Origin of the sequence: Rhodococcus aetherivorans, from assembly GCF_025722975.1 — a bacterium.
GTDB classification, from domain to species: Bacteria; Actinomycetota; Actinomycetes; order Mycobacteriales; family Mycobacteriaceae; genus Rhodococcus; species Rhodococcus aetherivorans.
The window spans coordinates 1930537-1950597 of the sequence record NZ_CP106982.1 but is presented as its reverse complement, the minus strand read 5'-3'; the positions used below and the strand labels follow the sequence as shown (position 1 = coordinate 1950597).

General features: G+C 71.0%; 17 protein-coding genes. 10 read left to right on the top strand and 7 right to left on the bottom strand.

Annotated features, from left to right (window positions below; genetic code table 11):
• Positions 1–16 precede the first annotated feature (16 nt).
• The 9 genes from urtB to atzF all read left to right on the top strand — a co-directional run bounded on the left by urtB (position 17) and on the right by atzF (position 10866).
• The gene (gene urtB, locus OCS65_RS08925) at positions 17–901 is read left to right on the top strand and encodes an urea ABC transporter permease subunit UrtB (protein WP_006932965.1); all 885 of its coding nucleotides are present in this window, start codon (positions 17–19) and stop codon (positions 899–901) included.
• Entirely contained in the window at positions 901–2019 is a 1119-nt protein-coding gene (gene urtC / locus OCS65_RS08920; RefSeq protein WP_231772602.1) for an urea ABC transporter permease subunit UrtC, read from the top strand. Before urtB ends, urtC begins: the two co-directional genes overlap by 1 nt.
• Positions 2016–2798, top strand: coding sequence for an urea ABC transporter ATP-binding protein UrtD (gene urtD, locus OCS65_RS08915; protein WP_006932961.1), 783 nt, complete (start codon positions 2016–2018; stop codon positions 2796–2798). The genes urtC and urtD overlap by 4 nt, the downstream gene beginning before the upstream one ends.
• Before the next feature lies 1 nt (position 2799).
• The gene (urtE, locus tag OCS65_RS08910) at positions 2800–3492 is read left to right on the top strand and encodes an urea ABC transporter ATP-binding subunit UrtE (RefSeq protein ID WP_006932959.1); all 693 of its coding nucleotides are present in this window, start codon (positions 2800–2802) and stop codon (positions 3490–3492) included.
• Positions 3492–4181 carry a GntR family transcriptional regulator gene (locus OCS65_RS08905; RefSeq protein ID WP_006932958.1) on the top strand — a complete coding sequence of 230 codons (690 nt, stop codon included), beginning with the start codon at positions 3492–3494 and terminating at the stop codon, positions 4179–4181. Before urtE ends, OCS65_RS08905 begins: the two co-directional genes overlap by 1 nt.
• 5 nt (positions 4182–4186) lie before the next feature.
• Complete coding sequence (locus OCS65_RS08900) at positions 4187–4717, top strand: carboxymuconolactone decarboxylase family protein (RefSeq protein WP_043803327.1); 531 nt, start codon at positions 4187–4189, stop codon at positions 4715–4717.
• 70 nt (positions 4718–4787) lie between these two features.
• A complete protein-coding gene (locus OCS65_RS08895; protein ID WP_029545262.1) occupies positions 4788–5483 on the top strand; it encodes a GntR family transcriptional regulator in 696 nt (231 codons plus the stop codon).
• A gap of 53 nt (positions 5484–5536) precedes the next feature.
• Positions 5537–9142 carry an urea carboxylase gene (gene uca / locus OCS65_RS08890; protein ID WP_231772601.1) on the top strand — a complete coding sequence of 1202 codons (3606 nt, stop codon included), beginning with the start codon at positions 5537–5539 and terminating at the stop codon, positions 9140–9142.
• Complete coding sequence (gene atzF, locus OCS65_RS08885) at positions 9139–10866, top strand: allophanate hydrolase (protein ID WP_231772600.1); 1728 nt, start codon at positions 9139–9141, stop codon at positions 10864–10866. Before uca ends, atzF begins: the two co-directional genes overlap by 4 nt.
• Positions 10867–10919: 53 nt before the next feature.
• On the opposite strand, the gene OCS65_RS08880 is transcribed toward atzF, so the two are convergent.
• Together OCS65_RS08880 and OCS65_RS08875 are read right to left on the bottom strand one after the other, a co-directional pair.
• Positions 10920–11813 carry a hypothetical protein gene (locus OCS65_RS08880; protein ID WP_231772599.1) on the bottom strand — a complete coding sequence of 298 codons (894 nt, stop codon included), beginning with the start codon at positions 11811–11813 and terminating at the stop codon, positions 10920–10922.
• 159 nt (positions 11814–11972) lie between these two features.
• Positions 11973–12821 carry an SDR family oxidoreductase gene (locus OCS65_RS08875; protein WP_029545272.1) on the bottom strand — a complete coding sequence of 283 codons (849 nt, stop codon included), beginning with the start codon at positions 12819–12821 and terminating at the stop codon, positions 11973–11975.
• A 115-nt stretch (positions 12822–12936) separates the two neighbouring features.
• Here OCS65_RS08875 and OCS65_RS08870 point away from each other — a divergent pair, with 115 nt between their 5' ends.
• Positions 12937–13317: a winged helix-turn-helix transcriptional regulator gene (locus OCS65_RS08870; protein ID WP_006932945.1), complete on the top strand. Its 381-nt coding sequence runs from the start codon at positions 12937–12939 to the stop codon at positions 13315–13317.
• A gap of 9 nt (positions 13318–13326) precedes the next feature.
• Here OCS65_RS08870 and OCS65_RS08865 read toward each other — a convergent pair whose 3' ends face one another.
• The 5 genes from OCS65_RS08865 to OCS65_RS08845 form a co-directional block, all read right to left on the bottom strand.
• Positions 13327–14736 (bottom strand): fatty acid desaturase family protein, encoded by a 1410-nt coding sequence (locus OCS65_RS08865; protein ID WP_029545274.1) that lies wholly within the window; start codon positions 14734–14736, stop codon positions 13327–13329.
• 16 nt (positions 14737–14752) lie between these two features.
• Positions 14753–15850, bottom strand: a complete 1098-nt coding sequence (locus OCS65_RS08860) for a ferredoxin reductase (RefSeq protein WP_029545275.1) — start codon at positions 15848–15850, stop codon at positions 14753–14755.
• 150 nt (positions 15851–16000) lie between these two features.
• On the bottom strand, positions 16001–17404 hold the full coding sequence (gene lpdA, locus OCS65_RS08855) for a dihydrolipoyl dehydrogenase (protein WP_029545277.1): 1404 nt from the start codon (positions 17402–17404) through the stop codon (positions 16001–16003).
• 275 nt (positions 17405–17679) lie between these two features.
• Positions 17680–18519, bottom strand: a complete 840-nt coding sequence (locus tag OCS65_RS08850) for an SDR family oxidoreductase (RefSeq protein WP_102800209.1) — start codon at positions 18517–18519, stop codon at positions 17680–17682.
• Between the two features lie 105 nt (positions 18520–18624).
• Positions 18625–19941: a wax ester/triacylglycerol synthase family O-acyltransferase gene (locus tag OCS65_RS08845; RefSeq protein WP_231772597.1), complete on the bottom strand. Its 1317-nt coding sequence runs from the start codon at positions 19939–19941 to the stop codon at positions 18625–18627.
• Positions 19942–20061: the final 120 nt, after the last annotated feature.

Here is a 20061-nt window from a genome sequence, read left to right as displayed (position 1 = left end):
CGAGAAGGGAGGCGACATGGATGTCGTTGTAGGACAGTTGTTCACGGGCCTGAGCATCGGTTCGATCCTGCTGCTGGCGGCGCTGGGCCTGTCGCTGACGTTCGGGCAGATGGGCGTGATCAACATGGCCCACGGCGAGTTCATCATGGCCGGCTCCTACACCGCGTACGTGGTCCAGCAGGTGGTCTCGGCCGCCGGGGTGTCCCTGCTGGTGTCGCTGCTCGTCGGTTTCCTGGTCGGCGGCGTGATGGGGGTGCTGCTCGAGGTCACCCTCATCCGCCGCATGTACCACCGCCCGCTCGACACCCTGCTGGTGACCTTCGGCGTGGGCCTGCTGCTACAACAGGCCGCCCGCGACATCTTCGGCGCACCCGCCGTCAACGTGGTTGCGCCGCAGTGGCTCTCCGGTGGCGTGGAGATCCTCGGGGCGGTGGTGCCCAGGACCCGGCTGTTCATCCTCGCGCTGGCCGTGGTGTGTGTGGTGATCCTGATCGCGGCGATGAAGTTCACCCCGATGGGCCGGCGCATCCGGGCCGTCGTGCAGAACCGCGATCTCGCCGAGACCGTGGGCATCTCGTCGCGGCGCACCGACATCACCACCTTCTTCCTCGGCTCCGGCCTGGCCGGCCTGGCCGGAGTGGCGCTGACCCTGATCGGCTCCACGAGTCCCACCATCGGCCAGTCCTACCTGATCGACGCGTTCCTGGTGGTCGTCATCGGCGGCCTCGGACGGATCGAGGGCGCCGTCATCGCGGCCGTCGCGCTCGGCCTGCTCAACTCGTTCATCGAATACTCCACCACCGCATCGATCGCGAAGGTGATCGTCTTCGTGCTCATCGTGATCTTCCTGCAGGTCCGGCCGCAGGGCCTGTTCGCGGTCAAGACAAGGAGCCTGGTCTGATGCCTGCCCCGACACGTCTGCCGGCGCTCACCCGACCCGGACCGGCCCGCACGTGGGCCGGGTTCGCCCTCGCCGCACTCGTTCTGTTCGCCCTCGCCCCCGCCGTGCTGTCGGACTTCCGCCTGAACCTGCTCGCGAAGTTCCTGTGCTTCGCGATCGTCGCCGTCGGCATCGGTCTCGCGTGGGGCCGCGGCGGCATGCTCACCCTCGGCCAGGGCGTCTTCTTCGGCCTCGGCGCCTACCTCATGGCGATGCACCTGAAGATCGCCGACGCCGGGCTGCGCGGCGACACCGTCCCGGACTTCATGCAGATCGCCGGCATCCGCGAATTGCCCGGCTACTGGGCGCCGTTCGCCTCTCCGCTGGTGACGATCGTCGCGATCCTGGTGCTGCCCGCCCTGGTGGCGGTGCTGCTCGGGCTCGGCGTGTTCAAACGCCGCGTCAAGGGCGCCTACTTCGCGATCCTGTCCCAGGCCCTGACCGCCGCCTTCGCGATCCTGCTGATCGGCCAGCAGTCGATCGGAGGATCGAACGGGCTCAACCGCTTCCGCAGCTTCTTCGGCCTGTCCCTCGCCGACCCGGCCAACAAGCGGATGCTGTTCTTCGTCGCCGCGGGCGTCCTGCTATCCGTCGTCGCGCTCACCCGGCAGCTGATGTTCTCCCGCTACGGGGAGCTGCTCGTGGCCGTGCGCGACCAGGAGGAGCGGGTCCGCTTCCTCGGCTACGACCCCGCCAACGTCAAGGTCGTCGCCTACGCCGCGGCGGCCTTCTTCGCCGGCATCGCCGGGGCGCTGTTCGTGCCCATCGTCGGCATCATCTCCCCCGCCGATGTCGGCGTCGTCCCCTCCATCGCATTCCTCATCGGCGTCGCCATCGGCGGACGCACGACCCTGCTCGGCCCGGTCCTCGGCGCCATCGGCGTCGCGTGGGCCCAGACCGCCCTGTCGGAGAACTTCCCCTCCGCGTGGACCTACGCCCAGGGCCTGCTGTTCATCGTCGTCATCGGGTTCTTCCCCGCCGGCCTGGCCGGGCTGGCGACGTTGCGCCGGCGACGCACCCGCACCGGCCCGGCGCAGCCGATTCCCGAACCGACCACGACGATGGAGCCGGTGAGATGACCGAACCCCACTACGGCGGCAACGCCGGCATGTCCAGCGAGTACCTCGAGATCCGCGACCTGCGGGTCAGCTTCGACGGCTTCACCGCCGTCGACGGGGTGGACCTGACCCTGCTGCAGGGCGACCTGCGCTTCCTCATCGGCCCCAACGGCGCCGGCAAGACCACCCTCGTCGACGCCGTCACCGGCCTGGTGCCGGCCACCGGGTCGGTCACCAAGTCCGGCATCGAACTGCTCGGCAAGAAGGTGCACAAGATCGCCCGCCTCGGTGTGGGCCGCACCTTCCAGACCGCGTCGGTGTTCGAACAACTCACCGTGCTGCAGAACCTCGACATCGCCGCCGGCTCCGGCCGCTCCCCGTGGTCGCTGCTGCGCCGCCGCACGACGGTGCTGCCGCAGATCGAGGAAGCCCTCGAGACGATCGGCCTGACCGACCTGCGCGACGTGCCCGCCGGCATCCTCGCGCACGGGCAGAAGCAGTGGCTCGAGATCGGCATGCTGCTCGTGCAGAACTCCGACGTGCTGCTGCTCGACGAGCCGGTCGCCGGGATGAGCCACGACGAACGCGAGGAGACCGGCCAGCTGCTGCGCCGGATCGGGGCGCAGCGCACCGTCGTCGTCGTCGAACACGACATGGACTTCATGCGCGCCTTCGCCACCTCCGTCACCGTCCTGGCCCGGGGCCGGGTCATCGCCGACGGCACCGTCGAAGAGGTGCAGAACAACCCCCAGGTCCAGGAGGTCTACCTGGGCACCGCGACCGCCGCGCAGGAGGCCTGACATGCTCGAGCTCGTCGACGTGCGCACCGGCTACGGCCGCACCGAGATCATCCACGGGGCCACCCTCACCGTCCCCGCCGACGGGGTCGTCGCCGTCATGGGCCACAACGGGGCCGGCAAGACCACCCTGCTGCGCGCCGCGGTCGGCCTGCTGCCCACCACCTTCGGCCGGATCGTGTTCGACGGCGAGGACGTCACCGCGCTGCGGCCGTCCGCGCGCGTCGCCCGCGGCCTGGCCTACGTCCCCCAGGGACAACAATCCTTCGGCCAGCTCACCTGCGCCGAGAACCTGCAGGTCGTCGCCGACGGGCGCAGACGCGGCAAGCAGCTCGTCGCCGAGATGCTCGACCTGTTCCCCGCCCTCGTGCCGCTGCTGGACCGACGCGCCGGCCTGCTCTCCGGCGGCCAGCGCCAGCAGCTGGCGATCGCCCGCGCCCTGATCACCGAGCCCCGCATGCTCATCCTCGACGAACCCACCGAGGGCATCCAACCGTCGGTCGTCGCCGAGATCGAGAACACCGTCGTCGAACTCAGCCGGCGCGGCGACCTCGGGGTGCTGCTCGTCGAGCAGCACATCGGCTTCGCCCTGCACGCCGCCCAGCGGTACTACGTCCTCGAATCCGGTCGCATCACCGCCACCGGCGACGGCGGCACGGATGCCGCCGGCACCGTCCGCGCGGCCATGGCGATCTGATGAGCACCGGTGGCACGCGGCGCGACCGGGTCTACCGGGCGCTGCGTTCGGACCTGATGACGGGCGTCCTGCCGCCGGACGCACGGCTCGGCGAGGAACGCCTCGCCGAGCAGTACGGGGTCTCCCGCACGCCGGTGCGGGAGGCGCTGGCGCGGCTGGTGTCCGACGGGCTGGTCGAGCGGCGCGAGCAGGGCCTGTTCCCCTACCGGCCGCGCTTCGACGATCTCGCCGATCTGTACGAGCTGCGGACCACGTTGGAGCTGCGCGGGATCCGTCGCGCGCTGGCCGATCCGTCGATCCGGCACGATCCCCACGTGCTCGGCGCCGAGCTCGACCGGTGGTATGCGCTGCGCCGTGACCTGCCCGAGCCGGATGCGGGCTTCGTCGGCCTCGACGAACAGTTCCACCTGGCGTTGCTGGCCTCCGCCGGCAATCCGGCCCTGTGCGACGCGCTGGCCACCGTGAACGCGAAGGTGCGGCCCGTGCGCATGTTCGACTACCTGACGCACGACCGGATCACGGCGACCGTCGACGAGCACATCTGCGTGGCGGAGTCGGTGCTCGCGGGCCGCCTCGAGGACGCCCACGCCCAGCTCCTCGCCCACATCGACACGTCCCGGGCGGTGGTGGTGCAGCGCGCCGAGCAGGCCCGGACGATGGCCCGATTGGCGCGCGCCGTGCGAGACTGACCGGCATGTCACCTCGCATCCGGCCCGGACGGTTCAGGGAGCTCGGCCCTCTCAACTGGGCGGCCTGGCGCGTGCTCTCGACAGTGGCCGGCACGAAGGACGCGCAGCTGTTCAGCACCCTGGGCCGCACCGGTGGCCTGTTCCGCGGCTGGCTGTACTACTCCGGGAAGCTCATGCCGTTCGGGCGGTTGCCCCGGTTCGAATCCGAACTGGTCATCCTCCGCGTGGCGCACCTGCGCGAGTGCGGCTACGAGCTGGACCACCACACCCGGCTCGGCCGCCGCGCCGGGATCACGCCGGAGATCCTGCAGCGCATCCTCGACGGGCCCGGGGCCCCCGGCTGGAGCCCGCGGCACCGGGCGATGCTCGCGGCCGTCGACGAGCTGGTCACCACCAGGGACCTCGCCGACGGGACGTGGAAGGCGCTGGCCGCTCACCTCGACGACCGGCGGATGGTCGAATTCTGCCTGCTGGTAGCGCAATACGACGGACTTGCCACCACCATCGGCGTGCTGCGCATCGAGCGGGACTTCTGAGAGTTCTTCCTAACCGCCGCTTTACCGCGGGCAATCTCGGCGAAACACGACGTCCATAGCGTATACAGCTATGTCGACACGTACGGATACAGCCACGGCGCAACCGCTCCGGACGCGGGTGTACCGGGAACTGCGCACCGAGCTGATGAACGGCTCGATCCCGGTCGGTGAGCGGCTGACCGAGCCGAAACTGTCCGCGCGCTTCGGCATCTCCCGCACCCCGGTCCGGGAAGCCCTCGCGATGCTGTGCGCGGACGGCCTGCTGCGCCGCGAGGAGTACGGATTCTCGCCGGTGCCGCCGAGCATCCCCCGCATCCGCGACCTCTACGAGCTGCGGATCACCCTGGAACTGCAGGGCATTGCGCGGGCGATCGACAATCCCGATGTGCGGCACGACCGCGCCGCCCTCACCGCCGAACGCGAACGGTGGTTGCGCCTGTCCGCCGACCCGCCGCAGCAGGAACCGGGCTTCGTGGTGCTCGACGAGGAGTTCCACGTCGCACTGCTCGCCGCATCGGGCAACGCGGAACTGGCGGGCTCGCTCGAGTCGGTCAACTCCCGGATCCGGCACGTGCGGATGTACGACTTCATGGTCAACAGCCGGATCGAGACGTCGATCGCCGAGCACCTCGCCATCGTCGACGCCGTGCTCGGCGACGAGCTCGAGCGTGCCCACCGGTTGCTGCACCGACACATCGGTGAATCCCTCGCGGTGGTGCTCGACCGGGTGACCCGCGCCGTCACCGCGATGTCGTTCGCGCGCTGACATCCGGTTCCGCCCCCATACCTTCCTCTTCCCCGTCACCGAAGGAGCCTGTCGTGACGTTCGCTTTCGACACCCTGCTCGTCGCCAACCGTGGCGAGATCGCCTGCCGGATCATGCGTTCGGCGCACACACTGGGGCTGAAGACCGTCGCCGTGTACTCGGATGCGGACGCGTCCGCCGCCCACGTCGAAATGGCGGACATGGCCGTGCGCCTCGGTCCCGCCCCGGCCGCGGAGTCGTACCTGCGGGCGGATCTGGTGATCGAGGCCGCCCTCGCGACCGGTGCCGGCGCGGTCCACCCCGGGTACGGGTTCCTCTCGGAGAACGCGGAATTCGCGGCCGCCTGCGAGGCGGCGGGCATCGCGTTCATCGGGCCCACGCCCGAGCAGCTGCGGGTCTTCGGCGACAAGCACACCGCTCGCGAGGCGGCGCGCGCCGTCGGCGTCCCGCTCGTCGAGGGCAGCGGCCTGCTCGCGTCCGTCGACGCAGCCGTCGCCGCGGCCGAAACCGTCGGATACCCCGTGATGCTCAAGGCCGTCGGCGGCGGGGGTGGCATCGGCATGCAGGCCTGTCACACCCCCGACGAGCTGCGGGACGCGTACGAGCGGGTGCAGCGCCTCGCGTCCGCGAACTTCTCCTCGTCGGGCGTGTTCCTCGAACGGTTCGTCGCCCACGCCCGCCACATCGAGGTGCAGGTGTTCGGCGACGGCTGCGGCCGCACGATCAGCCTCGGCACGCGCGACTGCTCGCTGCAGCGTCGCAACCAGAAGGTCGTCGAGGAGGCGCCCGCCCCGAACCTGCCCGACGCGGTCGTCGAGGAACTGCTCGCGGCGTCGCGCCGGCTCGCCTCGTCGGTGAGCTACCGCTCCGCCGGGACCGTCGAATTCGTCTACGACGTCGAACGCGGCGAGGCGTCGTTCCTCGAGATGAACACCCGCCTGCAGGTCGAGCACCCGGTCACCGAGGAGGTCACCGGTGTGGACCTGGTCGAGTGGATGCTGCGGCTGGGCCGGGGCGAGACCGAGATGCTCGACGCGCTGCCCGACGGCGGACCGCGGATCACCGGTCACGCCGTGGAGGCGCGCGTGTACGCGGAGGACCCGGGGCACGACTACCGGCCCAGCGCCGGACTGCTCACCGCCGTGGAGTTCCCGGCCCACACCCGCGTCGAGACGTGGGTGGACACCGGCACGGAGGTGAGCTCGTTCTACGATCCGATGCTCGCCAAGATCATCGTGCGCGGCGAGTCCCGGCGCACCGCGTTCGCGGCGCTCGCCGAGGCGCTCGACGACACCCACCTGTACGGCGTGCAGACGAACCTGCCGCAGCTGCGGCGCATCTGCACCGCCGAGCCGGTGCTCGAGGCCGCACACACCACCGCGACGCTGCGGGACGTGCGGGCGACGGGCCACCGCATCGACGTGCTGCGCGCGGGCACCATGACCACGGTGCAGGACTTCCCCGGCCGGATCGGCCTGTGGGAGGTCGGCATTCCGCCGTCGGGCCCGATGGACGACCTGTCGATGCGCGCGGCCAACGGCGCCGTCGGCAACCCGGAGGGGGCACCGGCGCTGGAATGCACGCTGCAGGGCCCGCGCCTGAAGTTCTCCGACCCGACGCTCGTGTGCGTCACCGGCGCCCCGGTCGTCGCCACCGTTGACGGGGTGCCCGTGCCGATGTGGGAGCCCGTGGAGGTGCCGGCCGGCGGCGTGCTCGACGTCGGCGCCCCGGCCGAGCAGGGCCTGCGCACCTACGTCGCGGTGCGGGGCGGGCTCGACGCCCCGCTCTACCACGGCAGCGCCGCGACGTTCACCCTCGGCGGCTTCGGCGGCGTCACCGGTAGAGCCGTGGCCACGGGTGATGTGCTCGGCGTGGCGGAGTCGCCCGCCCCTGCCGGCCCGGCACCCGTACCCGTGGACCGTCGCCCGGAGTTCACCCACACGTGGCATCTCGCCGTCACCGAGGGTCCGCAGCCCGCCCCGGCCTACTTCACCGAGGACGACCTGGCCCAGTTCTACGACACCACGTGGACGGTGCAGTCCCACGCGAACCGCACCGGCATCCGCCTGGACGGCCCCAAGCCCACCTGGTCGCGGACGGACGGCGGCGAGGCCGGGCTGCACCCGTCGAACCTGCACGACAACCCCTACTCGGTGGGCGCACTCAACGTCTCCGGCGACACCCCGATCCTGCTCGGTCCGGACGGCCCGAGCCTGGGCGGGTTCGCGTGCCCGCTCACGGTCGTCTCCGGTCACCGCTGGAAGATGGGGCAGATCCGGCCCGGGGATTCGGTGCGGTTCGTTCCCGTGACCGACGAGGCGGCGGTCGAGCTGCGCGGCGCGGCGGCCCGCGCCCGCGACGTCCCGCCCGTGGCGCGGCCCGCCGCGCTCGACGGCGGCCGGCTGGCCGGTACCCCGGCGTTCCTGGACCGTCCCGAGGTGGTGTACCTGCGCGGCGGCGACGACAACATCCTCGTCGAGTACGGCGACATGGTGCTCGACCTGGGGTTGCGGATGCGGGTGCACGCCCTGTCCGAGGCGCTCGCGGCCGTGCGCCTGCCGGGGATCCTCGACGTCACGCCGGGGGTGCGGTCGCTGCACGTGCACTTCGACCCGGAGGTGCTGCCCCAGCACCGGCTGCTCGGGACCCTGCAGGACCTCGAGACGGAACTGCCGGCCACCCACGATCTGGTGGTGCCCAGCCGCACCGTCCGGCTGCCGCTCTCGTTCGACGACCCGTCGATCTCCGAGGCGATCTCCCGCTACCACAGCGGTGTGCGCGACTCGGCGCCGTGGCTGCCGTCGAACACCGAGTTCATCCGGCGCATCAACGGACTCGACTCGGTCGAGCAGGTCCGCGACACGGTGTTCGACGCCGAGTACCTCGTCCTCGGCCTCGGCGACGTGTATCTCGGTGCGCCCCTGGCCGTTCCGCTCGATCCCCGGCACCGGCTCGTGACGACGAAGTACAACCCGGCGCGCACGTGGACCCCGTCGGACGCCGTGGGCATCGGCGGGAAGTACCTGTGCGTCTACGGCATGGAGTCCCCCGGCGGCTACCAGCTGATCGGGCGGACGGTGCCGATCTGGTCGGGGTACCGGCAGGCCGGCCCGTTCGAGGACGGCAAGCCGTGGCTGTTCCGCTTCTTCGACCGGATCGTGTGGGAACCGGTGAGCCCGGAGCAGCTGCTCGAGTACCGCGCCGCGTCCCTGGCGGGCCGGTTCGACGCCGAGGTCTCCGAGGGCACGTTCGCCCTCGCCGACCACCTGCGGTTCCTGGCGGAGAATGCCGAGTCCATCGACGCGTTCCACGAGCGTCAGTCCGCGGCGTTCGAAACCGAGAAGCAGGCGTGGCACGCGGCCGGTGAGTTCGACCGCACCGAGCCGGCGCCGATCGAGGTGGTCGAGCCCATAGACCCGCTCGCCGGGATGCCGGCGGGATCGGTCGTCGTCGAGGCCCCCATGGTCGGCAACGTGTGGCGGGTCGAGGTGGCAGAGGGCGAACGGGTCGCCGCCGACGACACCGCCGTCATCCTCGAGGCCATGAAGCTGGAAATGCCCGTGCCGGCAGCCGTCGAGGGGACCGTCCTGAAGGTCCTCGTCGGGCCGGGCGCGAAAGTCGCCCCCGGCACCCCCCTTCTCGTGATCGGAGCAGCATGAGCATCGTTGTGGAAAATGGACTTTCGGCTGCGCCGTCGTCGAGCAGGGCCCGGGCGGAGGCGGCGCTGCGCCGCCTCGGCGAGGTGGACCGGCCCGAGGTGTGGATCGCGCTGCGGCCGGCCGCGGATGTGCTCGCCGACGCCGACGCCGTGGACGCGCGCGTCGCGGCGGGCGAGGACCTGCCGCTCGCGGGTCTGCTCGTGGCGGTGAAGGACAACGTGGACGTCGCCGGACTACCCACCACGGCCAGCTGCCCCGAGTTCGCCTACACCCCCACGGACACCGCGTCGGGCGTCGCGCGCCTCGTCGCTGCCGGTGCGGTGATCCTGGGCAAGACCAACCTCGACCAGTTCGCCACCGGACTCGTCGGCACCCGCAGCCCGTACGGGGCGGTGCGCTGTTCCTGGGATCCCGAACGCGTATCGGGCGGATCGAGTTCGGGCTCGGCGACCGCGGTCGCGCTGGGCATCGCGGACATCGGGATCGGCACGGACACCGCGGGATCCGGCCGGGTCCCGGCCGCGCTGCAGGGACTGGTGGGCATCAAGGCCACGCTCGGCGTGATCCCGGCCCACGGCGTGGTGCCGGCGTGCGTGGACTACGACTGCCTCACCGTGTTCGCCACGTCGCTCGACCTGGCCGTGACGGCGGCGAAGGTGATGGCCGGGCCGGAACCGCGCGACCCGCGCTCCCGGAGGTGGCCGTCGGACGTGCCGTTCGCCGCGCCGTCCACGCCGCGTGTGGCGGTGCCGCGCGCGGAGGACCTCGTCGAGTTGTGCGACGAGTATCGAGAGGCGTTCGCGCGCACCGTCGCCGCAGGGCGTGCGGCGGGACTCGACGTGACCGAGGTCGACGTCTCGCCGCTGCTGGACGCGGCGACACTGCTCTACGACGGTGCCGTCGTCGCGCAGCGGTACGCGGCCGTCGGAGAGTTCCTGGCGACGAACCCCGCTGGGGCGGATCCGACGGTCGCGGCGATCGTCGCGGCCGCGGAGCGCCCCGCGGCGCACGAACTGGTGGCCGATCTCGACACCCTGACCCAGGCCAAGGCGTTCGCGGCGGACCTCCTCGACGGATTCGCCGGGCTGCTGCTGCCCACCACCACCGAGCATCCCACGATCGCGGCGGTACAGTCCGACCCGATCGGGATCAACCGGCGGATGGGCACATTCACGAACTTCTGCAATCTGCTCGACATGGCCGCGGTCGCGGTACCGGGTGCACCGACCGCCGAGGGCCATCCCTTCGGGGTGATGGTCGTGGTGCCGGCCTTCGCCGACCAGGTCGCCGTGGACCTCGCGGCGCGGTTGACGGGCGTCGCCGCGCCGGGATTCGCCTCCGGCGGGGTCGAGCTGGCGGTGTTCGGGGCGCACCTGCGCGACCAGCCGTTGCACTTCCAGCTCGAGGAGATCGGTGCCCGGTTCGTCGAGGAGGTCCACACGTCCGACGCGTACCGCCTGACGGCGCTGAACACCACTCCCCCGAAGCCCGGTCTCGTCCGCCACGGCGCCGGCCGGGGCGCGCCGATCGCCGGCGAGGTGTTCCGGGTCTCGGAGGCCGGCCTGGGCCGGTTCCTGGCCGCGCTGCCCGCGCCGATGACGCTGACCAGCGTCGAACTCTCGGACGGGCGGTGGGTCGTCGGATTCGGTTGCACGCACGACGCCGCGGCGGACGCCGTCGACATCACCGAGTTCGGCGGCTGGGTGGCCTACCGGACTCGCTGAATTCCCGCGCTGAACCGGAATCCGCTCAGGCTGTGTCGTGGGCGGATTCCGGTTCAGCGCGTGGATCTTCGAGCGACGGCCCGGGCGAACCTCCGGGCGACGACCTCGAACCGATCCAGGTCGGCCCATGTCCACCGCACGACCTCGAAGCCGAGGTCACGCAGAGCGTCCTCGCGGTGCTTCTCGGCGACGAGGTCGCGGCGGTCCGCGTACTTCCCGGCACCGTCGAATTCGCCGACGACGCCCTGCGATTCCCAGAAGAAGTCGACGCGGTACCGGCGCCCGTCCCGAGCCACGACCTCGTGTTGCAGGGCAGGTACCGGCAGGCCGAATCGCGCCATGCGCAGGCGCGACACCGACTCCCCGACACTCTCGCTCCGTCCGTCGAGCAGGTCCACGACGGCGGCGGCCCGGGACACCCCGGTGCGGTGACGGGCCGCGGCGAGAACTGCGGGCAACCGGTCGCGGGCGGACGCATCGGCACGCAGTCCGGAGTCCCCGGCGACGACCGCCTCCTCGAGTGGCAGCGACCGGCCGAGGTCGACGATGGTGCGCGCCACCGAGGTGACGCGGACACCGTCGAGCGTGACGACATCGCCGTCGCACCAGTCGGTTGCGTGGACGTGGAGGTACGTGATCCTGCGCCCACTCGCGGACGTCCGCGAGACGTGTACGCGGCGCAGATCCGCGTTCCACACGTCCAGGCCCAGCAGGACGGCGGCGGACACGTGGCTGAGCGCATCCCCCGGGCGGAGACCCGAGCCGACGTGCCGTGCCAGGACCCGGTGCCGGCCGGTGTCGTCGAGCGGGCCGTCGTCCGCCCGCCGCAGATACACGCCCCGTTTCAGCGTGACGAGGTCGCCTGTCCGCAGCGCGGCGCGGAGCCGGTCGTCGGTGACACCCTGCGCCAGCAGATCCCGTCTGGTCAGGGCTGTGGGATCGGTCATGGACCGAGCGTGGCGCATGCGCCGCGCCGAGCCGGCGCAGATCGGGACGCACCGGCACATCTGGGGATGAAGCGGCCGCCTGTGGACAACCTGGATCCGCTCGCGGAGCCGGAATCTGCCCATGCTGTGTCGTGGGCGGATTCCGGTTCGCCGCGTGGATTACCGGCTCAGCGCCGTGGCCACCGGCGTGCTCGGGCGTCCGATGAGCCGCTGCAGGTCGCCGCTGTCGGTGTCGAGGGCGCCGACGGCGATGCCCGCGTCGGAGTCCGCGAGGATAGCGGCCATCGGAGCGGGCACCCCGGCGCTCTCGAGGACCTTCGTGTACTCGTCCCGGGGCAGGTCCTTGTAGGCGACGGGCGCGCCGACGATCCCGGACAGGACGTCGGCGAGTTCCACGTAGGTGAGGCGCTCGTCGCCGCCGAGTTCGTAGATCCGGCCGGCCTGGTCGCCGGCGAGCAGCACGGCGGCGGCGGCCTCCGCGTAGTCCTTGCGGGCGGCACCGGCGACGCGGCCGGTGCCGGCGGCGCCGAACAGGGCGCCGGTCGCCTTCGCCGTGTCGACAGCGGCGGCATAGTTCTCCCAGTACCAGCCGTTGCGCAGCAGCACGACGTCCAGGCCGGAGGCGGCGAGCAGGTCCTCGGTGGTCTTGTGCTCGGCGGCCAGGGCCAGGGGGCTGCGCTGCGCGTCGAGGACGCTGGTGTAGGCCACGAGGCCGGCCCCTGCGGCCTTCGCGGCCTCGATGACGTTGGTGTGCTGCGCAATCCGCCGGCCGACCTCGCTTCCGGAGATCAGCAGGAGCTTGTCGACGCCGGCCAGGGCGGCGACGAGTGCGTCCCGGTCGCCGTAGTCGGCGACGCGCACCTGCACGCCCCGGGCGGCGAGGTCGGCAGCCTTCGCGGCGTCGCGGACGATCGCGACGACGTCGGACGGCTCGGCACCGCGGTCGAGCAGGGCGGTGACGACGTGGTGGCCGAGGTGGCCGGTGGCACCGGTGACGGCGATGGTCATGAGATCTCCTCGAGAACGGAAGTCGGGAACACCGCCATCAAACCACTTACTAATCGTAAGTGCAACCCATCAAGTAAGTACACCACGAAGTGTTCGCACATGTACGCTGGGGGGCGTGACGACGGATCCCGCACTCGAAGCGAACGTGTTTGCCCGCGCGTGCACGTCCCGGCAGGTCCTGCAGAACGCGACCGGCCGCTGGGGCGTGCTCGCCCTGGCCGCCCTGGGCGAGGGCCCGCACCGGTTCGGTGAACTGCGCCGCCACGTCGACGGGGTGAGCGAGCGCATGCTGTCCCAGACGCTGCAGCAGCTCGAGCGCGACGGCCTCGTCCACCGGCGGGTGGAAACGACCATTCCGCCCAAGGTCGAGTACAGCCTCACGCCGCTCGGCGCGCAGGTCGCCGAGCACCTGCGCGCCCTCATCGGGCTACTCGAGTCGAGCATGCCGGAAGTGCTTGCGGCACAAGCGGAGTACGACCGAACCCATCGGCCGTAGCAACGATCGTCAGCGCGGCGGCGGTTCGACCTCCACACCACCGTGCTCGTGCTCCGGGCCTGCTGCGGGATGGTCCGCGGGCAGTCGGCTGCGGAACCGGGCGGCCTCGCTCGTCGCCGGCTTCCGTGACGACGGATCGTCCGCGCTGCGATACGGACCGGGCTTCGGCCGCGGCTTGCCGCCGGGGAACGCGAGGCGCAGGATCGTCCGGTGCACGGTGCCCCACTGCCTGGACAGGGGCCCGGTGTTGTACGGCAGTCCGTACCGCTCGCAGATGTCCTTCACCTCGGGCGCCACCTCGGAGTACCGGGTACTCGGCATGTCGGGGTAGAGGTGGTGTTCGACCTGGTAGCCGAGGTTCCCGCTGATCACGTGGAACAGCGGGCTGCCCTCGATGTTGGCCGCACCGACCAGCTGGCGGACGTACCATCCGCCGCGGCTCTCGTTCTCGACCTCCTTCCGGCTGAAGGTGTACGTCTGGTCCGGGAAGTGGCCGCAGAAGATGATCGCGTGCGACCACACGTTGCGGATGATGTTGGCGGTGAAGTCCGCCGCCAGGGTGGCGAGGAACGTCTTCTCCACGCCCGGCAGGACCTTGTCGAGCACGTCGGCGACGAGGTCGGCCCGGCGGCCGGCCGCGCGGCCACCCCCGAGGCGGCCGAGTCCGCGCAGCCGGCGCCCGATCCGGGAGGTGGCCGGCTGCGGAATCCGTCCGCCCGACAGCAGCTGCACGGCGGCGAACGCGCCGGCGGAGACCAGGGGCCAGCCCACGTAGTCCTTGACGAATTGCCGCCGCGCCTTGCCTGCGATGCCCTTCAGTTCGCCGAGCACCTGCGCCGGGGTCTTCTCCCCCGCCCACAGCGCATCGAGATCGAGGTCGTGCAGCGCCACGCCCCACTCGAAGAACGCCATGAGCAGCACGTTGTAGAACGGCTGCGCAAGGTAGACCGGATGCCACTTCTGGTGCGGGTCGATCCGCATGATCTCGTACCCGAGATCCTTGTCCTTGCCGCGGATGTTGGTGAAGGTGTGGTGAATGTAGTTGTGCGAGTGTTTCCAGCCCGCCGCGGTCGACGCGGTGTCCCAGTCCCACACCGACGAGTGGATGTCCGGATCGTTCATCCAGTCCCACTGCCCGTGCATGACGTTGTGGCCGATCTCCATGTTCTCGAGGATCTTGGCCATGCCGAGGCATGCGGTGCCCGCGACCCACGCCGGCTTGGACGCCGAGCCGAGCAGCAGGGCACGGCCGGCGACGGCGAGCTGTCGCTGCGTCGCGATCACCGTCTTGATGTAGCGGCGGTCGCGCTCCCCCAGGTCGGCGTAGACCCGGTCGTGGATGGCGTCGAACTCCTTCGCCAATGCCTCGAGCGTTTCCTCGCTCAGATGCGCGAGTGGACTTTCGATCTCCGTCGTCATCTCGCGTTCCTTTCGTTCACAGCTCGATTTCGATGTCGCCTTCGGCGGTGTGGATGCATGTGCGGACCGCGGCGCCGACGGGTTCGGCGACCTCGTCCGTGCGCAGGTCCCGCACCCTGCCCGACCGCAGGGTGCCCACGCAGGTATGGCAGATTCCGATCCGGCATCCGTACGGAAGCTGCAGGCCGGCCTTCTCGCCCGCCACCAGGATCGGCGTGCCGCCGTCGCATTCGACGTCGGCCTCGCTGTCGAGGAAGTGAACCGTGCCGCCCTCACCCGACCCCGCATTCCCGCCGATGATCGGCTGGAAACGCTCCATGTGGAGTTTTTTCGGATCACCGTGCTCGTTCCAGTGCTCGACGAACGCATCGAGCATCTCGCCGGGTCCGGAGCAGAACGCCTCCCGCTCCCGCCAGTCGGGGCACAGCTCGTCCAGATCGGCCGGCGTCATGCGGCCCTGCTCCGCGGTGAGCCGCAGCACCAGGCGGAACCCGGGACGACGCGCATCGAGGTCACGCAGCACGGACGCGAAGATGACCTCGTCGGCGGTACGGGCCGAGTGCACCAGGACGACGTCGTCGAGGGCGTCGCGGTGGTCCAGGCTGCGCAGCATGCTCATGATCGGCGTGATACCGCTACCGGCACTGACGAACAGCATCTTCCCCGGCAGCGGGTCGGGCAGGGTGAACACACCCTCGACCTCGCCGAGCCGCACCACGTCGCCGGGCCGGATCCGGCGCACCAGGTGCGGCGAGACCACGCCGGACTCGACGACCTTCGGGGTGACGCTGATCAGCCCGTCCTCGGGCTCGGGATCGGAGGTCAGCGAGTAGGCGCGCCAGTGGTAGACGCCGTCGATGATCACCCCCAGCCGCACGTACTGGCCGGGACGGTGCCCCCGCCACTCGTACGCGGGACGGATCAGCACGGACGCCGCACGGGAACCTTCGGGCACCACCCGCTCGACCCGGCCCCGCAGCTCCCTGGTGGTCCACAGGGGATTGATCATCTCGAGGTAGTCGTCGGGACGAAGGGGGGTGAACAGGTGGCGCACGGCACGCAACATCATCCTGCGAATCGGATGTACCTCGGGTCGCGCGCCGCGTTCCGCCATGGGGGGAAGGTACCCCGCGTCACGGGTATCGAATCAGGTTTCGTCTCCGAAGACGACGACAGCCCGCGGCGACGTTTCGGTCGCCACGGGCTGAGGCCGGTACATCCGAACGGGGATCTGCCCGTGCGGAGGATCTTCGACGCGCTGGGATCAGAAGTTGATCATGTGCCCTGCGAGGCCGTGGATGGCCTCCTGCAGCGCCTCGCTCAGCGTCGGGTGGGTGTGGACGTTGCGGGCCAGTTCGTTGACCGTCAGGTCCCACTTCTGCGCGAGGGTCAGCTCGGGCAGAAGTTCGGAGACGTCGGGGCCGATCAGGTGGCCGCCGAGCAGTTCCCCGTGCTTGTTGTCGGCGATCAGCTTGACGAAGCCGTTGGGGTCGCCGAGGCCGTGGGCCTTGCCGTTCGCGGTGAAGGGGAAGGTCGCGACCTTGACGTCGTAACCCTCGTCGCGCGCCTGCTCCTCGGTCAGGCCGAAGCTGGCGACCTGCGGCTGGCAGAACGTCGCGCGCGGCATCATCCGGTAGTCGTCGAAGGTGAGGGTCTCGGCGCCGCCGATGGTCTCGGCCGCGACCACGCCCATCGCCTCGGCGACGTGCGCCAGCATGAGCTTGGCGGTGACGTCACCGATGGCGTAGATGTGCGGCACGTTCGTGCGCATCACGTCGTCGATGGCGATGGCGCCGCGGTCGGTGAGGGCGACACCGGTGTTCTCGAGGCCGAAGCCCTCCACGCGCGGGGCGAACCCGACCGACTGCATGACCTTGTCGACGACGACGGACTCGACGTTGCCGGACTTGTTGTCCTTGATCGCGACGGTCACCTTGTTGCCGTCGTCGTCGATGGACTGCACCGCGGCACCGGTCATGATCTTCACGCCGAGCTTCTTGTACGCCTTCGCGATCTCCTTGGAGATGTCGGCGTCCTCGTTGGGCAGCGCACGGTCGAGGAACTCGACGATGGTGACGTCCACGCCGTAGTTGGCCAGCACGTAGCCGAACTCCATACCGATGGCGCCGGCACCGACGATGAGAATCGAGCCCGGCAGCTCACGGGTGAGGATCTGCTCCTCGTAGGTGACGACGTTCTTGCTCAGCTCGGTGCCGGGCAGCAGCTTGGTGACCGAACCGGTCGCGATGATCGCGTTGTCGAAGGTCACCGTCTCGGTCCCGCCCTTGTTGAGCTCGACGGAGATGGTGTTGGCATCGACGAAGGAACCCGCACCGTCGTATTCGGTGATCTTGTTCTTCTTCATCAGGAAGTGCACGCCCTTGACGCGGCCGTCCGCGACCTTGCGGCTGCGGTCCACGGCGGCGCCGAAGTCGAAGGACACGTCCCCGGACATGCCGAACGTCTTGGCCTCTTTCGTGAAGAGATGCGCCAGTTCGGCATTGCGGAGAAGCGCCTTGGAGGGAATGCAGCCCACGTTCAGGCAGACACCACCCCAGTACTTCTTCTCGATGATGGCGGTACTCAGTCCCAGCTGTGCCGCGCGGATAGCAGCGACGTACCCACCGGGACCGGCTCCGAGGACAACGACGTCATAGTGTGAGGTCACGAACAAACAGGGTAGACCTGCCGCTCCGGCGTGTCTGCGGATGGTCCGGTTACTTGCCGGTAGCCCCGACATGAGGCACGAATCGGGCAGGCGCACGGCGTCGAGCGGGTGATCGCGCGGCCGAGGGGACTCTGCCGCGGGCGAGGGGGGACGCTGCCGCGGGCGAGGGGGGACGCTGCCGCGGGCGGGGACGCTGCCGCGGGCGAGGGGGGCGCTGCCGCGACGAACATCGAGAGCCGCCCGCGACAACCGCCCCCTCGGGCGCAAGCACTTCCTCAGCGGCGGAAGCTCCGCATCCGCCGCACGTACCGCAGCACCTTCCGCACCGGCACCGGTCGCGGCCAGTCGACGGCACGGAACCACGCCTCGCTGCCGCCGTCGACCACCACGACGGAGCCCACGAGGAAGTCCGCGGCCGGCGAGAGCATGAACTCCACCCACTCGGCGATCCGGTCCGGATCACCGAACCCGCCGATCGGAACCGGAAAACTCCTGACCCGCTTACCTTCCGGGCTCGCGAGCTGAGTCTCGAGCAACGGCGTCGCCACCGCGCCCGGCGCGAGGACGTTCAGCCGGATCCCCGACCCCGCCCAGTCCGGGATCACCGCGTTCCGGCGTGCCCAGTGGGTGACGGCGATCTTCGACGCGGCGTAGGTGAACGGGGCGGCCGCCGGCCGGATCCGGCCCGCCCGCCGCACGCCCTTCTCCAGGTCGCCCGCGAGAAACGCCCGCACCGCCGACATCGGGACGGCCGGGGTGGTGGTCGTCGAATTCGACCCGAACACGACGACCTTGCTGTTGCCGGTCGCGGCGAGCGCCGGCCGCCACCCCTCGAGCAGCTCGATCACGCCCCGGACGTTGACCTGGGCGATGGCCTGTTCCATGCCGGGCACCGGACCGAGGCCCGCGGCGAGGACCGCACCGTCGAGCCGGTTCCCGGCCCGCTCGAGGGTCTGCCGCACCGCGTCGGAACGTCCCGCCGGGGTCGAGAGGTCGGCGACGACGTCGCCCTCCTTCAGGTCGATCCCGATCACCGTGTGACCGGCTGCCCGCAGCCGATCCGCGGCGGCCCGGCCCATCCCCGACGCCGCACCGGTCACCGCATACACACCCATCGTCACTCCCTCGTCGATCCAGTTCCGACCGGCACGCTACAGTCGCAACCGTCCCGAACCAAGCAGTTGCTCGACAGCGCCCGGGGCGGTTCGGGCACACCTTCCCTACGCGCGCGCCACCTGCGCGACGGCGGCACGCAGCACGGTCTCGTACCGGTCCAGTTCCCCGGGCTCGAGCACCTGCGGACTGGTCGTGACCGACAGCGTGACCACGTCGCCGATCCCGTGCACGCCGTGGGTCAGTCCCATGACGGGCGACAGGCCCGGGAACCCGGCGGTGAAGCGCACGAGGGCGCCACCGAGCACCAGATCGCCCGCGCCGCGGTACACGCTCGACACGACCGTAGTGCCGGTGACGGTCCGCGGCACCGCGCCGAAGTCGGCGCGGGCGAGCCCGAACCGCAGCAGCGGGGCCGGGACGTGCGCGAGCGGACGATCCCGCAGATCCATGGCCGGATGCGTGATCCGTCGCCGCCGCTGCGCCAGGTCGTCCGCGATGGCCGCGGCGCGTTCACGGGGATCGCGCACGTGCGCGAACAGCCGGACGCCGGTGCTGCGGTAGGCATTGCGCGACAACCCATTTCCGGCGAGGGAGACGGGCACCTCCGCGCCGAGCCGGTCGGCCGGGAAGGCGCCGAGGAACTCGGCGAGCGCGGACCCGATCGCGGTCAGCGCACCGACGGTCACGGTCCCCACCGTGCGCAGGTCCGTCGCCGGGCACACGATCGTCCGCACGGCACGCCGCGGGCCGGGATCGGTGTTCACGGCGCTCGGCGGGCAGCCCGGCGCCGGCGGCGGGACGGCCGGATCGGCCAGTTCCCGTTCGGCGCGACCCGCGCGTGCCCCCGTCACCAGCAGCGAGCCCAGCTGGAGCGGCACCCGGGCCGCGGCCCGCAGCAGCATCACCGGCACCGCCGGCGCCTCCGGCCCGGCCGGGGCCCCGTCGCCGGCCGGGGCGGTGCCGGACAGCAACGCCCGGGCCAGGGCGGACGCGCGAGTCCCGTCCGCGAAGGCGTGCGAAACCTGCAGCACGACAACGGTTGCGGCCGCGGCGCAACGCGGTGCCCCCGTCACGCCGGGCACCAGGTGCAGTCGCCACGGCGAGGCCCGGATGTCGAGCCGGTCGGTGAGCAGCTCACCGAGGGCCTCCTGCACGCCCGGCCAGGACGGATCCGGCAGCCGGTGCACGACGAACCGGTCGGCGCCGACGGGCCCGGTCGCCCAGTACGGATAGTCCAGATCGCCCGGCACCGCCACGGCGTGCAGCCGCAGCTCGGCGACGGCCGACGCCCGTCGCCGCAGCTCCGCTACCAGACGGCCGGGGTCGCCGGCCGGCCCCTCGAAGCAGAACAGCAGGAACTGGTCGCTGCGGACGCGGTCGTCGAGCCAGTCCCGCTGGGCGTCGGAGGGGTGGAGCTGCATGCCGCCAGTGTGGCGGGTGCGGCGTTTGCGTCGCGCGCCGCGGTCCCCACCGGGTCGCCCGGGGCCGGATGGGTAACAATTGCCCTCAACGCCTCTCCTGCCTGAAGGCAGGAGATTCCC

Bases quoted from the DNA above. Each gene is read 5' to 3' on its own strand.
- urtB (WP_006932965.1), top strand. From the start codon at position 17: ATGGATGTCGTTGTAGGACAGTTGTTCACGGGCCTGAGCATCGGTTCG.
- urtC (WP_231772602.1), top strand. From the start codon at position 901: ATGCCTGCCCCGACACGTCTGCCGGCGCTCACCCGACCCGGACCGGCC.
- urtD (WP_006932961.1), top strand. From the start codon at position 2,016: ATGACCGAACCCCACTACGGCGGCAACGCCGGCATGTCCAGCGAGTAC.
- urtE (WP_006932959.1), top strand. From the start codon at position 2,800: ATGCTCGAGCTCGTCGACGTGCGCACCGGCTACGGCCGCACCGAGATC.
- OCS65_RS08905 (WP_006932958.1), top strand. From the start codon at position 3,492: ATGAGCACCGGTGGCACGCGGCGCGACCGGGTCTACCGGGCGCTGCGT.
- OCS65_RS08900 (WP_043803327.1), top strand. From the start codon at position 4,187: ATGTCACCTCGCATCCGGCCCGGACGGTTCAGGGAGCTCGGCCCTCTC.
- OCS65_RS08895 (WP_029545262.1), top strand. From the start codon at position 4,788: ATGTCGACACGTACGGATACAGCCACGGCGCAACCGCTCCGGACGCGG.
- atzF (WP_231772600.1), top strand. From the start codon at position 9,139: ATGAGCATCGTTGTGGAAAATGGACTTTCGGCTGCGCCGTCGTCGAGC.
- OCS65_RS08880 (WP_231772599.1), bottom strand. From the start codon at position 11,813: ATGACCGATCCCACAGCCCTGACCAGACGGGATCTGCTGGCGCAGGGT.
- OCS65_RS08875 (WP_029545272.1), bottom strand. From the start codon at position 12,821: ATGACCATCGCCGTCACCGGTGCCACCGGCCACCTCGGCCACCACGTC.
- OCS65_RS08865 (WP_029545274.1), bottom strand. From the start codon at position 14,736: ATGACGACGGAGATCGAAAGTCCACTCGCGCATCTGAGCGAGGAAACG.
- OCS65_RS08860 (WP_029545275.1), bottom strand. From the start codon at position 15,850: ATGGCGGAACGCGGCGCGCGACCCGAGGTACATCCGATTCGCAGGATG.
- OCS65_RS08850 (WP_102800209.1), bottom strand. From the start codon at position 18,519: ATGGGTGTGTATGCGGTGACCGGTGCGGCGTCGGGGATGGGCCGGGCC.
- OCS65_RS08845 (WP_231772597.1), bottom strand. From the start codon at position 19,941: ATGCAGCTCCACCCCTCCGACGCCCAGCGGGACTGGCTCGACGACCGC.